Origin of the sequence: Hyphomicrobium sp., assembly GCF_036262015.1 — a bacterium.
Lineage (GTDB): Bacteria > Pseudomonadota > Alphaproteobacteria > Rhizobiales > Hyphomicrobiaceae > Hyphomicrobium_C.
On record NZ_DATAJR010000005.1, the window covers coordinates 90,336 to 103,898 of the forward strand.

The 13,563-nt window shown below is 63.4% G+C and carries 12 protein-coding genes; 6 read left to right on the forward strand and 6 right to left on the reverse strand.

The genetic code is table 11. The annotated features are described in order from the left end of the window. Positions 1-133: 133 nt before the first annotated feature. Both VHO05_RS04905 and VHO05_RS04910 read left to right on the forward strand, forming a co-directional pair. A complete protein-coding gene (locus VHO05_RS04905; RefSeq protein ID WP_414653690.1) occupies positions 134-1,234 on the forward strand; it encodes a poly(3-hydroxybutyrate) depolymerase in 1,101 nt (366 codons plus the stop codon). Between the two features lie 113 nt (positions 1,235-1,347). Then, positions 1,348-2,304 (forward strand): hypothetical protein, encoded by a 957-nt coding sequence (locus tag VHO05_RS04910; RefSeq protein ID WP_329645505.1) that lies wholly within the window; start codon positions 1,348-1,350, stop codon positions 2,302-2,304. 6 nt (positions 2,305-2,310) lie between these two features. Here VHO05_RS04910 and VHO05_RS04915 read toward each other — a convergent pair whose 3' ends face one another. The 4 genes from VHO05_RS04915 to argH all read right to left on the reverse strand — a co-directional run bounded on the left by VHO05_RS04915 (position 2,311) and on the right by argH (position 8,064). Further along, positions 2,311-5,010 carry a TIGR02302 family protein gene (locus VHO05_RS04915; protein WP_329645506.1) on the reverse strand — a complete coding sequence of 900 codons (2,700 nt, stop codon included), beginning with the start codon at positions 5,008-5,010 and terminating at the stop codon, positions 2,311-2,313. Positions 5,011-5,097: 87 nt separating this feature from the next. Continuing rightward, on the reverse strand, positions 5,098-6,366 hold the full coding sequence (lysA, locus tag VHO05_RS04920) for a diaminopimelate decarboxylase (protein ID WP_329645507.1): 1,269 nt from the start codon (positions 6,364-6,366) through the stop codon (positions 5,098-5,100). Positions 6,367-6,417: 51 nt separating this feature from the next. Beyond that, a complete protein-coding gene (locus VHO05_RS04925) occupies positions 6,418-6,618 on the reverse strand; it encodes a lipoprotein (RefSeq protein ID WP_329645508.1) in 201 nt (66 codons plus the stop codon). 60 nt (positions 6,619-6,678) lie between these two features. Beyond that, positions 6,679-8,064, reverse strand: coding sequence for an argininosuccinate lyase (argH, locus tag VHO05_RS04930; RefSeq protein WP_329645599.1), 1,386 nt, complete (start codon positions 8,062-8,064; stop codon positions 6,679-6,681). Between the two features lie 121 nt (positions 8,065-8,185). On the opposite strand from argH, the gene VHO05_RS04935 reads away from it, so the two are divergent. After that, positions 8,186-8,848 (forward strand): TlpA disulfide reductase family protein, encoded by a 663-nt coding sequence (locus tag VHO05_RS04935; RefSeq protein ID WP_329645509.1) that lies wholly within the window; start codon positions 8,186-8,188, stop codon positions 8,846-8,848. 14 nt (positions 8,849-8,862) lie between these two features. Here VHO05_RS04935 and VHO05_RS04940 read toward each other — a convergent pair whose 3' ends face one another. After that, a complete protein-coding gene (locus VHO05_RS04940) occupies positions 8,863-9,354 on the reverse strand; it encodes a hypothetical protein (protein ID WP_329645510.1) in 492 nt (163 codons plus the stop codon). 214 nt (positions 9,355-9,568) lie between these two features. Here VHO05_RS04940 and dapD point away from each other — a divergent pair, with 214 nt between their 5' ends. From dapD to dapE, 3 genes are all read left to right on the forward strand, one after another. Continuing rightward, positions 9,569-10,405 (forward strand): 2,3,4,5-tetrahydropyridine-2,6-dicarboxylate N-succinyltransferase, encoded by an 837-nt coding sequence (gene dapD / locus VHO05_RS04945; protein ID WP_329645511.1) that lies wholly within the window; start codon positions 9,569-9,571, stop codon positions 10,403-10,405. A 112-nt stretch (positions 10,406-10,517) separates the two neighbouring features. Then, positions 10,518-11,258 (forward strand): hypothetical protein, encoded by a 741-nt coding sequence (locus VHO05_RS04950; protein ID WP_329645512.1) that lies wholly within the window; start codon positions 10,518-10,520, stop codon positions 11,256-11,258. Then, a complete protein-coding gene (gene dapE / locus VHO05_RS04955; protein WP_329645513.1) occupies positions 11,255-12,424 on the forward strand; it encodes a succinyl-diaminopimelate desuccinylase in 1,170 nt (389 codons plus the stop codon). The genes VHO05_RS04950 and dapE overlap by 4 nt, the downstream gene beginning before the upstream one ends. Positions 12,425-12,684: 260 nt before the next feature. Here the strand turns inward: dapE and VHO05_RS04960 are convergent, their stop codons facing one another. Further along, positions 12,685-13,458 (reverse strand): SDR family oxidoreductase, encoded by a 774-nt coding sequence (locus tag VHO05_RS04960; protein WP_329645514.1) that lies wholly within the window; start codon positions 13,456-13,458, stop codon positions 12,685-12,687. Positions 13,459-13,563: the final 105 nt, after the last annotated feature.

Consider the following 13,563-nt stretch of genomic DNA (forward strand, 5'->3'; position numbering starts at 1 on the left):
CACAAAAGTGCGAAACCCAGCGCCTAGAAATCGGAAAGAACGCAACCGTGTTGCTTCATTCGGCGCGAGAATGGCTCTATGCTTGGCGAGCGCAGACGGGGCGCCTTGAATAGTCGCTGGCACGGCTGAGAGGGTGAGCATCTTGCGGACTGCAACGATCGCGACGTGCATCACCCTCGGCTCGGCCGTAGTGATGCTCGCCATTGCACCGGCCGGCGCCGCCGAGAAACAAGCCGCCGCGCTTCCCTCCCTTGCGGCGAACATCTCGGAAACCTCCGTGTCCGGCATCTCGTCCGGCGCCTATATGGCCGGGCAGTTCGAGATCGCCCACTCCAAGATCGTAAAGGGCGCCGCAATCATCGCAGGCGGTCCCTACGGCTGCGCCGAGAGCGCCTTCGCCGACATGATGACGGGACCGGGACTGGCGTTCTTCAACATGTCGAAGGCCATCAACGGCTGCATGCTGAACGCGCTGGCCATGTGGGGCGTCCCCGATCCGGAGTTGCTCGCCGAAAAAACCCGCAAGCTCGCCGACGCCGGACGCATCGACCCTCTCGCGAGCCTCCTGGACGACAGGGTCTACTTCTTTTCGGGATCGAACGACCGCACGGTGGTTCCCGCTATCGTCGCGGCGGCCTACGACTTCTACAAGCGCCTCGGCGTTCCCGAGAGCAACCTCACCTATGTTTCGAACCTCCCTGCCGGACACGCGTTCGTCACCGACAGCCAGGGGCTCGCCTGCGAGAACACCGGCACGCCCTACGTCGTCAACTGCAACTACGATCAGGCCGGCAGTGTTCTGACGTGGATCTACGGGCGGATGAACCCGCGCGTGGACACACCCGCCGGACAGTTCTTGGAGTTCGACCAGACTCCGTTCTTCGCGGATATACCCAATAACGGCATGGACGACCGTGGCGTTGTCTATATTCCACCCGCCTGTGCCGAGGCTCAATCTCCGGCCAAAGCGTGCCGCGTGCATGTCGCCTTCCACGGCTGCTCCCAGAATCGGGAGAACACGGGCGAAACCTTTATTCGCGACTCCGGCTACGCCAACTGGGCCGACAACAATGGCTTCATCATTCTCTTCCCGCAGGCCGCCGCGTCTCCCGTGAACCCTCAAGGATGCTGGGACTGGTGGGGGTACACCGGACGCGACTATCTCACCCGCGAGGCCCCCCAAATTCGCATCGTCTACAAGATACTGGAACAGCTGGAAAAACCCCGTTCCTGATCGCGGTCAAACACACCGGGTCCGGCCCGTGCATGCTGCCTGTTGAGCGGACGGTCCCGATCCGTTACTTGGGACGGGACTCGACACGCTCAATGTCTTCCGGGGGAACTATGATGCAAGTCCTGACAGGGTCAGCTTGGACAACAGCACATCATCCGTCTGCGGCCCCGGCCGACAAGCGGACGAACCTGACGGACGTCACCTTTGCCCTGTTCGCCATGACGTCGCTCGCCGTGGCTATCGCGCCGACCATCATCGAGCAGGTCGCCGGCGGACCGGACTCCGACCGCGCATCGGCCAGCACATCCTCGCCGTCGACACTGGCACCTCCCGGCCGCGAGATCATGTTCGCCGGCTATGGTGGCGTGCCCTACACCTACCCAAGCGACGTCACGATCCGGAAGACGGGCGTGCACGATTTCACCGTCAAGGACGTGGACTGGGAAGGCAAACCCTTCGTCAATCCGATCTACTACGGCGCACGCATCGTTCGCTATGGCGGCCGCACCGGCGCCATGCTCGACTTCACGCATTCCAAGACAATTGCGAAGCTGGACGAAGAAAAGAGCTTCACCGGCACGCTCGATGGCGCGCCTGCGCCCGAACGTGCGGTCCTGCGCAACATCTTTCGCAAGCTGGAAGCCAGCCACGGCCACAACATGCTGACACTGAACGGCCTGCTGCGCCTGCCGAGCTTCAGCGTCCGCGTCCAGCCGTATGTCGGTCTCGGCGCTGGTGTTTCCCTGCCTCATTCGGAAGTCCAGCTCGCAAAGTCGGACGCTCGCACGTACGAGTACCAGGTCGCGGGGCCCGTCGGTCAGGCGCTCTTCGGCATCGAGCTGCGCACGGCGCGCATGTCCTATTTCCTCGAATACAAGTTCACGTTCGCGCCATATCAGATGCCGCTCTCGGAGAAGGACGGCAGCTTGCTGCCGCTTGATCTTTGGCGGCAGTTCCAGAACTGGCTATCGGGTGAGGAACCGCCCGGCGGCCGCCTGACGACCACGCTCGTGAGCCACCAGGGCATCTTCGGCCTCGGCGTGCGCAGCGCACCGGTCGCCGCACCGTAAAGTTCGCTAGAACCGCCGCAACAGGCGTTCGAGATAATCGAGCTCGACCGGCGCGCGCGTGGCTTCGCCGAGGCGCCGCCGCAGCTCTTCCAGAATTTCACGGGCCCGCTGGATATCGATCTGATCCGGCACTTTGACCGACGTGCCGAGATCCGGCCCCTGCGAGCGCTGCGGACGGCCCAGCGGATCTCGCGGCGTGTCACCGGATTGGCCATAGCGCTGCGGCATGTTCCGCATCATTTCCCGCGCCATGTTCTGAGCACCTTGGCGCATCTGGTCGAGGGCGCGGGACTGCTGCTCGGTCGCTTCCTCGAGGTCGCCGCGCTGCAGGGCATCCTCGGCGCTCTCCATGGCACCTTGGGCATCCTGAAGCTGCTGGCTCGGGTTGCCGCCCTTGCGGCGCATGTCGTCCTGCAGGCGCCCGAGCCGGTCACGCAATTCGCGCTGGCGCTGTGAAAGGCTGTCCAGGCCCCCGCGCTCATTGCCACCCTGGCCGAGCTGTCCGCCCTGGCCCTGCTGTGCCTGCCCGCCGTCCTGACCACCGCGGCCCCGCTGTCCGCGTTGCGGCTGTCCGCCCTGTCCCGGAGGAGCGCCCACATCGCCCTCCTGGCCATCGTCACCACCCATGCCCTTCATGCCCGGTGGCGGCTTCTGTTTCTGCCCACCTTGCTGACCCTGCTGGTCGCCACCTTCACGGCGTTCGCCGTAGGTGTCGTCCATGAGCTTCTGCTGGTCACCAACCATGTTGCCCAGCTCTTCCATCATCTTCATCATCTCTTGGTTGCGCTGCTGCTGAGCCTGGTCCTGCCGGCCCGACTGCAGACGTTCCATGAGATCTTGCATTTCCGAAAGTAGCTGCTGGGCCTGCTCGCGCGAGCCGCTCTTGGCCATGTCCTCGAGATTGCGCATCATGCGCTCGAGATCTTCCTGCGCCAGCGTTTGCTGGTCTGGGTTCTGGCCCTCCTGGGGCTGGCCGTCCTGGTTCTCCTGGGCGAGCTGTTTCATGAACTCGTTGAGCGCCTGACGCAGCTCCTGCATCAGTTGCTTGATCTCTTCCTCGGACGCACCGTTTTCGAGCGCCTTCGCCAGCTTGTCCTGGGCATCCTTGAGCGCCCGCTCCGCGTCGGACAGACTGCCGTCCTCGATGCGGAGCGCGATCTGCCACATCTGGTCGATGACGCTTTTGAAGGCAGTGCGCGAGCGATCGTTCTTCAGCCGGTGATAAACGGTACGCAGCCCGAGATAGATCTTCGGATCTTCAATGAAGCCGTCGGGCTCCAGCGTCAGCGCATCGAGCGCGGTCAGCACGACCGGGCGATAGCGGCTATCATCGAGCAGCTTCTTGCGCTGTTCCACGACGGCACGCGCCAAAGGCTTCGTGAACTTGCGCTCCGGGAGGATCATCTCGAAGCCAGGGCTGCGACCGATCTGGCCCGCCATATCCTTGGCTTCGAGCGTCATGATTACTTTGCGACCCGCCCAGGGGTGCGAAGCCATCTCGAAATACGTATGCGCTTCCGCCGAGGTCGCATTCGCCTTCGGCAGCTTCAGCTCGAGCTTTGGCGGACGGATCAAGGGTTGGCGCGGACCCCTTGGAACTTCGGGCCGCGCCCAGGCCTTGCGCGGATCCGGCAAGGGATCCTTGAGGCGCTGCAGCTTCACGCCGGCGCCAACCACGCCGTAGTCGTCTTCAACTTTGTATGTGAGCTTGAGCGAGCCGCGCGGCGTAAGTTCCGGCGGACGAGACAGAGAAATCTTGGGAATCTGATCCGGCGTAATGGCAATGTGCCAGCTCGCAAGCTCGCGCCCGTTGGCCAGCGCTCGCACCGTCGCCGAGCGCTTCATCTCGTGGCGCACCTCTTTGAGGTCGCCCGTGTTCTTTTCGGTCTTGGCCTCGACCGTCTCGACAATTGGCTTCTCGCCGTCGGCGACGCTCGGCACAACCTCGATCGCAAGCGGCGCATCTCCCATTCCGCCCGCGCGCACGATCAGCAAGCTTTTGATCGGCACCTCGTGAATGGGCACCCGGCCATCGGGATCGGACTGCGGCTTGGCTCCACCGGCACCGTCGGCCAGCATCACGGGCGGCTTGCCGGTGTAGGACGGCGGTGTCAGCCACGCGTCGAGCCGCGCTTCCGCGAGCTGGCTCGCCGAGCCGAGAACGAAGGCCGAGCGCACACGCTCGACGGCGCGGTCCCCGAGCAGTCCCGTAAGACCGACGAGTGCGAGAAACACCGCGGCGCGAACCGCGAAGGGATCGAAACGGTCCGTGCGGGGGCGCGGCTTACCAGGCCGAAGCTTCGCCAGCAACGCCGCCATGCGCGACCTATGCGCGGCCCAGATCGCCTGGGTCGCTGGATCGGACGACGATGCGCTCAGCGTGTCTTCGTACGAGGACGCTGGCCGATGCGGCACACCCGAGACGCGTTCGATCCGGCGGATGGTCTCGTCGCGGCCCGGCCAACGCACGCGGGCGATGGAGAGAAGCGCCGCAATCAGCGCGATGCCGAAGGCCGCCAGCAGGACAACATGAAGGACGGTCGGGAGAAACGGCCAGATGCCGGCATAGGAAACGAGAAGGAACGCCGCGACAACCGCCAGCACAAACCAGAGCTTGAGCCAAACCTGCTCGAAAACCCCGGCCAGTTGCGCGCGCCAAATCTTACGCTCGAACGAACGGTCGGCCGTTCGGGTGCCCTGATCCATCTCCATGCGTCAAAACCTAGCACGCACCCCAGGGGCGCTTCATTAAAAAGCGCTAACAATCCCGCGAGCAAACCGAGCCGGAAGGGTTCAGGCCAGCCAGGGGGGAAGCCGGTCTAAGCCGATGAGGTCATCATAGCTCGGCCGTGGCCGCACGACGGCGTAATCCCTACCGTTGACCAGCACTTCCGGTACCAATAGGCGCGTATTGTAGGTCGATGACATGACCGCGCCGTATGCGCCCGCCGTCATCACCGCCATCACGTCACCAGCCTCGAACGGCGGCAACTTACGCTCGACCGCGAGATAATCCCCGGTTTCGCATACCGGCCCCACGATATCCTGCAGCACTGGCGGCTCGGAGGCTCGCGCTTCCTGCACCGGCCACACCTCGTGATAGGCCTCATACAGCGTCGGCCGGATGAGATCGTTCATCGCCCCATCGACGATCGTAAAGCGCTTGCCCGCGCCCTCCTTTGCGAACAGCGTGCGAACGACCAGAATGCCCGCATTGCCGACAATCATACGACCCGGCTCGAGATAGAGCTTCGCGTCGAGGTCCCCCAGCGTCTCCTTGACCAGGGCCGCATACTCGTCCGGATGGGGAGGCACATCGTTCGAGCCGCGATAGGGCACGCCGAGACCGCCGCCGATGTCGAGATGATGGATGTCGTGACCTTCGCGGCGCAGCTCCAATGTGAGGTCGCGCATCAGCCGGAACGCATCGCGGAACGGCGCCAGATCCGTGATCTGGCTGCCAATGTGCATGTGAATGCCTTGCACGGCGAGACCCGGCAATTCCCTCGCCTCGTTGTAAAGCGCCACCGCCTTGAGATACGGAATGCCGAACTTGTTCTCGGACTTGCCGGTCGAGATCTTGGCGTGCGTCTTGGCATCGACGTCCGGATTGACGCGAAGCGCCACGCGTGCCGTCACACCGAGGTTTGCAGCGACCTCGGACAGGGCCACCAACTCCGGCTCGCTCTCCACGTTGAAGCTGAAGATGCCCTCCTGCAGGGCATAGGCCATCTCCTCGGGCGACTTACCCACTCCCGCGAAGATGATCTTGTCCGCCGGAACGCCAGCCGCGCGCGCGCGTCTCAACTCTCCTTCAGAGACCACGTCCATACCGGCGCCGAGCCGCGCCATGGTTGCGAGCACGGCCTGATTCGAGTTGGCTTTGACCGCGAAGCAGATTGTCGCGTCCTGCCCGGCGAACGCCTGCGCCAGCACCTTGTAGTGCCGTTCGAGCGTGGCGGTGGAATAGCAATAGAAGGGCGTTCCGACCTCCGCGGCGATGCGGGTCAGACTAACGTCCTCGGCGTGAAGCACGCCGTCCTTATAGGAGAAGTGATGCATGGAAACGGTGCGTCCGAAGGGAATGGCGACGCACGTATAGCCGGAGCGCGGCTAGCGCAACAGCCCGTCGAGCACAAAACCTTTATGCGGCTTGGGAGCTGCGTTCTCGGGCTTACCCTCGCCCGACGGAGCTTCTGCGGTGGTCTCGGTCTTCGATTCCGAGGGGGTTTCGAGGCCACCGCGCACGCCGCAGCCGCCCAGCGCAAACGCCAGGGCCGAAACGGCCAAAAATGCACGAAGCAAACCCGTCATCCCGATCAAGCCCTCTAAAGCCCGCCCGAACATCACCCCTAGCGGAGAACTGAGGCCAATTTAGCGCCCCGCGCTCTCCTTTTCCAAGCGCCGAGCCCAGGCCCGCGCCATTTTCGTGACGTTCTGTGGCGAAGTTCCCCCATAGCTCTTCCGGGACTTTACGGAGTTCTCCACCGAAAGAACAGAGTAAACGCTGTTCGATATGCGCGGTTCGATGGCCTGCATCACGTCCAGGGGAACATTTTCCAGGTCGAGCCCCCGGTCTTCCGCCGCCTTCACGATGGAGCCCGTGACATGGTGGGCATCACGGAACGGCATCTTGAGTTCCCGCACCAGCCAATCGGCCAGATCGGTCGCCGTGGAATAACCCCGCCCGGCAGCTGCCCGCATCGTCTCCTTCACCGGTTCCAGGTCCTGAACCATCCCCGTCATGGCAAGCAGGGCGAGACGCAGCGACGCCAACGCATCGAAGGTCGCCTCCTTGTCCTCCTGCATGTCCTTCGAGTAGGCGAGCGGCAGACCCTTCATCACCATGAGCAGGCCCTGGAACGCCGCCGCAATGCGGCCGACCTTGGCGCGCACGAGTTCCGCCGCATCCGGGTTCCGCTTCTGCGGCATGATCGAGGAGCCAGTCGTGAACCGGTCCGACAGCGTGATGAAGCCGAACTGCGGCGTCATCCAGATCACGATTTCCTCGGCGAACCGCGACAGATGCACGGCCGCAATCGACGACGCGGCCAAAACTTCGAGCGCGAAATCGCGGTCAGCGACGCCATCGAGCGAATTCGCCATCGGCCGGTCGAAGCCGAGAACGTCAGCCGTCTTGTTGCGGTCGATCGGGAACGAGGTCCCGGCGAGCGCCGCCGAGCCCAGCGGGCATTCATTGAGGCGCTTGCGCGCATCGACGAACCGGCCGCGATCGCGCCCAAGCATCTCCACGTACGCCAAGAGATGATGACCGAACGTGACCGGTTGCGCGGGCTGAAGATGGGTGAAGCCGGGCATGACTGTCGCGGCGTGCGCTTCGGCCTTCTCGACCAGCACGCGTTGCAGCTCGCCGATCGCCGGGATGATAGCGTCCGTAGTATCCCGGACGAAGAGCCGGAAATCGGTCGCCACCTGGTCGTTGCGCGACCGCGCCGTGTGCAGGCGCCCGGCCGGCTGGCCGATGATCTCTTTGAGCCGACTCTCGACGTTCATATGCACGTCTTCAAGCGCACGCTTGAATTCGAACGAACCGTCTTGGATTTCGGCTGCCACCTGATCGAGACCGCGCAGGATCTCGCGCGCATCGCTCTTGGTAATGATGCCGACCTCGGCCAGCATCGCGGCATGCGCCTTGGAGCCGCGGATGTCTTGCGGAGCTAACGCCTTGTCGAAGGAGATGGAGACATTTATCTCCTCCATGATCTCGGCGGGCGAAGCGGCGAACCGGCCGCCCCACATCTTGTTGGCGCTTTTTTCTGTCACGTAGCGGGCCCTCCGCGAGACCCTAAGAGTACTTCCGGAAAAATGAGAACCGGATTTCCAAGAAGCACGATGGAACCTTGACGATCGGAAGTAACAAATGAACGACGCCACCCCGACCAGCGCGCCCAGGAAAAGCATCGCAGCCGTAGTGGCCCTGGCCGCCATAGCGGCTCTTATCGGCTTTGCGGCGGTATACGGCACGCTTGGCCGGCCTGACAACAGCGCCCTTGCCCCATCCGGCGATCAAGTCGCGGACAAAAAGCCCGCGGGCGCCGTCCGGCGGGCAGAAGGAATGCCGGCGTTCGTCTTCAAGAGCGCGCCGGAGCCCTTGGCCGATGTTAACTTTGTCGACGGCACCGGAGCCGCCAAGACACTCAAGGACTTTCGCGGCAAAATGATCCTGTTGAACCTCTGGGCGACGTGGTGTGCACCGTGCCGCGAGGAGATGCCGTCCCTCGACCGTCTGCAGGCCGAGCTGGGTTCGGAAAAATTCGAGGTGGTGGCCCTCGCCGTGGATCGCACGGGCGCCGAAGCAGCCAAAAAATTCCTGAACGAAACCGGCGTGAAGTCGCTCAAGCTCTATGCGGATCCGACCACCCGCAGTGGCTCGGCCCTGAAAGCGGTCGGAATGCCGACTACCATCCTGATCGACGCGGACGGCCGCGAAATCGGCCGCCTGCCTGGACCTGCCGAATGGGACTCCGAAGCCGCCAAGCGACTCATCTCTGAAGCCATGCAGACGCCACCCGCCGGCCTGTAAGCAGGATTGGTCGACTAGAGAGCGAACGCCGCAACCGACGCCACAACAGCCGAAAGCGACACCACGGCTGTCACGCCAGCCAGCTTCAATCGCGAAATCAGCCGTGCGTCGCGGCTTTCGAGCGATGAAAGCTCCGCGAGCTTACGGTCGATCGCCACCAGGGACTTGTGCGTGACGGCGTGAAAATCCGTGCGCGGCCCTTCGAGGGCCTCAACGCGGCCGCGCACGTCTTTGATCAGCCGGACCACTTCGTCCAGCTTGAAATCTCGCGAATTCTTGAGGCTTTCCGCCAGAGACTGCAATCGTGACGCCTGTTGAGCATGCTCGATAAGCTCGGCGACCTGCGCCTTGAGCGCTTCTTCGCGCCGCTCGAGACGTTCGATTTTCGCCGTCAGCCGATCGATGGCGACGGCCGTCTCGGCAACATAGCTGTCGCGGGCGATCCACGGACCGGCCGTCACGACACCACTCGGGCCTCTTGCCCCGAGTTCCTGGGAACCAAGCACGCCAACCTCCCCACGCATTACAGGTACGCATACGCTCGCCGACGGCCATACAGGAGCTTCAGGCCACCCCGGTCCTGTAAAATTAGCGCAATCCCGTTAACGCGAAGTTTGCCGTACCGGACTTCAAGGCAAAACGGCCCGAGCATTGACAGACCCCGCCGGCAGCGGCCATGAACGCCCCCAAGATCAAGACCGGACCATGGGGTGACGACGCATGAGCGACCTGCAGAAGACCATCGAAGCAGCCTGGGAAACGCGCGACAGCGTCACCTCTGCCACCAAGGGGCCGGTTCGCGATGCCGTCGAATCCGCGCTTAACCTGCTGGACAAGGGCGAAGCCCGTGTTGCAGAAAAAACCAGCGGCGAATGGACGGTCAACCAGTGGCTGAAGAAGGCCGTGCTCCTGTCCTTCCGCCTTAACGACATGGGTCTCATCCCGGGTGGGCCCGCAGGCTCGTTCTACTGGGACAAGGTGCCTCCCAAGTTCGAGGGCTGGACCGAGGACGACTTCAAGAAGGGCGGCTTCCGCGTGCTGCCCGGCGCCGTCGTCCGCCGCTCGGCCTACATCGCCCCCGGCGTCGTGCTGCTTCCCTCTTTCGTCAATCTCGGCGCCCGCGTCGATAGCGGCACCATGGTCGACACCTGGGCCACCGTCGGATCGTGCGCCCAGATCGGCAAGAACTGCCACATCTCGGGCGGCGCCGGCATCGGCGGCGTGCTCGAGCCGCTCCAGGCCGGCCCCGTGATCATCGAGGACAACTGCTTCATCGGCGCCCGCGCCGAAGTGGCAGAAGGCGTGCTCGTCGGCGAGGGTTCGGTGCTCTCGATGGGCGTCTATCTCGGCGCATCGACCACCATCATCGACCGCTCCACCGGCGAGAAGCATTTCGGCAAGGTGCCGCCTTATTCGGTTGTCGTCTCGGGCTCCATGCCGGGCAAGCCGCTGCCGAACGGCGAACCGGGTCCGAACCTTTACTGCGCTGTCATCGTCAAGCGCGTCGACGAGAAGACCCGCTCCAAGACCTCGATCAACGAGCTCCTGCGCGACTGACCAGCATCGGCCTGCACGCGGCGCATCCCACGATAGGGCCGCGTGCAACCGCCGGGTTCTGTGCTAGGGTTCGCCACCTATTGGCTCGCCCGGTCAGATACGCACCCAAAAGATGTATCGCACGCTCAATCCCGAACAGATTATCGCAACGCTCGAGACGCTGACAAAGCGCATCTGCGAGCGTTTTCCAAACTCCGGGCTTGCGGGCGTCAGCACCGATCTGACGAACATCGCCAAAGAGACACAAGAGAAAGTGGACCGCATCGCACGGCCGTACCTCGGCCTACGCGCCCTGTTGATCTTCCTCTTGGCCGGCGCGGCCGCGCTCATCATCTGGCTGGTAATCTCCGCCAAGGACGCGCTCAGCATCTCAGCCTCGACCGAGCTTTCCGAAGTCGTCCAGGGCATCGACGCGGGCGTCAGCGTCCTCATCGTGCTCGGCGCAACCGCACTTTTCTTAGTGTCGCTCGAAAGCCGGTGGCGGCGCGACCAGGCGCTCAAGGCGCTGCACGAGTTCCGCTCGATCGTGCATGTCATCGACATGCACCAATTGACGAAGGATCCGTCCGCATTCGGCGCGCCACGAACGTCTTCGTCTCCGGACCGGCCGATGAGCGTCTACCAGCTCTTGCGCTACCTCGGATATTGCTCGGAGCTGTTGTCGTTGTCTGGAAAGGTCGCGGCCCTTTATGCCGACAAGCTGCGCGATCCCGTCATCGTCGATGCCGTCGGCGACATCGAGCGTCTGACCGCAAACCTCAGTCAGAAAATCTGGCAGAAGATCGAACTCGTGCAAGAGCGCATGCCGTCTCGTCCGGCGAGCGATGCGCTGGCTCCGAAAGTGCATTCATGACGTTAGATCCGAAAGATCCGGTGGCGCTCACCCAGGCGCTGATCCGCTGCGAAAGCGTGACACCCAACGAAGGCGGCGCGCTCACGCTGCTCGAAAACATTCTGACTCCTGCGGGCTTCACCTGCCACCGCATGACCTTCAGTGAGCCCGGCACACCCGACGTCGAAAACCTCTACGCGCGCCTCGGCGAGAACCAGCCGAACCTCTGCTTCGCCGGCCACACGGACGTCGTTCCGCCCGGCAATCTTGAGGCGTGGACGGTGCCACCATTCGCAGGCGAGATCCGGGACGGAATTCTCTACGGCCGCGGTGCCGTGGATATGAAGGGCGGCGTCGCCTGTTTCGTCGCCGCAGCCCTGCGTTACCTCCCCAATGGCGGCACACCGCAAGGCTCGATCTCGTTCCTGATCACGGGAGACGAGGAAGGCCCGTCCATCAACGGCACGATGAAACTACTCGACTGGATGCGCACGCGTGGCGAGAGGGCGAACGCGTGCATCGTCGGCGAACCGTCGAATCCCGAAGCGCTCGGCGACGAGATCAAGATCGGACGCCGCGGATCGCTCACAGCAGAAATCGTCGTCCATGGCCGCCAAGGTCACGCCGCCTACCCACAGAAGGCGGACAACCCGATCCCGAAGCTCGTCCGCATTCTGGACCGGCTCACCACCGCGAAGATCGACGATGGCACGCAACACTTCGAGCCCTCGAACTTGCAGGTGACCGTGCTCTCGGTGCCGAACCGCGCGTCGAACGTTATTCCCGCAGAAGCCCGCGCTACACTCAACATCCGCTACAACGACACGTGGCGCCGCCCAGCCATCGAAGAGTGGCTGCGCGAACAGTGCAAGGCGTCCGCAGCGACAATCGCCGCCGACTACGACATCGAATGCTCCGGCACCGGCGACGTATTCCTCACCGATCCCGGCATCCTCGTCGACACACTCTCCGCCGCGATCAAAGCTGAAACGGGCCGCACGCCCGCACTCACGACGGGCGGCGGCACCTCGGACGCGCGCTTCATCAAGGATCTCTGCCCCGTCGTCGAGTTCGGCCTCGTCAACAAGACGATCCACGCCGTCGACGAGCACGTTCCCATCGAAGACCTCAAACGCCTCACCGCGATCTACGAACGCTTCCTTGCCGACTACTTCAAGTCGATGTAGCCCCGGCTCTCGAAGACGGAACGTCTTGGGACATAGTTTGACGCGGGCGCCTCTTGGCCCAGGGGTGAAGCCGGGCGCACCGCGATCATTCCGTCACGCGCACATGCGGGGGATCATGCCGCGCGAGAGCCGAGGCATCTCAAGACCATGATCGCTTTGGGTCCTAGCCGCTCCGATCGTCGCGCCGCCTATCAGGCGCGACGTGAATCGGCAGCGCAGAAGAAGCGCAAAGCGTGAATCATCGGTCTCATCAACGACAGCTATATGGTCAGGAACGCACCACCCGACGTGTAGACCGTCTGGCCCGTCACCCAGCGGGCATCCGGACCCGCGAGGAAGCCCACCGCATCAGCAATATCCTGCGGCTGCCCGATCCGCTTCAGCGCCTGCTGCGATTTGAGATGTTCGACGGTCGCAGGATCGTTCACGAGCGCCGCCGCCATGTCGGTATCGATGGCACCAGGAGCAATGGCGTTGACGGTGATCGAACGCTCACCCAACACGACCGCGAGCGACTTGGTGAGGTTATTGATCGGCGCCTTGAGCGCGGAATAGGCCGCAAGAGCCGGAGCTGGCGCGCGCGCAACTTCGCTCGACAGATTCACGACGCGGCCACCATCGCGCAAACGCTTCGACGCTTCCTGCGTCGAGAAGAAAACGGCCCTCACGTTCACGGCATAGATCTCGTCCAGAACGTCTTCCGTCGTCTCCGCGAAACCCACGAACGGGGCGATGCCCGCGTTGTTGACGAGGATGTCGAACTTGGTCGATCCCGTGCGCGCCTGAAGCTCTTTATCAAGCGCCGCATAGAGACCCTTCACGCCATTCTTGGCGGCAAGGTCCGCTCCGATTGCGAACGCCTGACCGCCTTTCGCCGCGATGCCCGCCACCACCTCGTCGGCAGCCGACTTGTTCTTTCCGTAGTGAACCGCGACCAGCGCGCCGTCAGCGGCCAAACGCTCCGAGATCGCCCGGCCAATGCCGCGGCTGCCGCCTGTAACGAGCGCAATTTTGCCTTCAAGGGAACCTGACATGGAACATTCTCCATATTTCTCATAGCTCTAAGCCCCACTTATCGATCGAACCGTCCACGCGTGTGGGGCCGGCTGAGGCTCACTTATGTACGAAGATACGGAAGT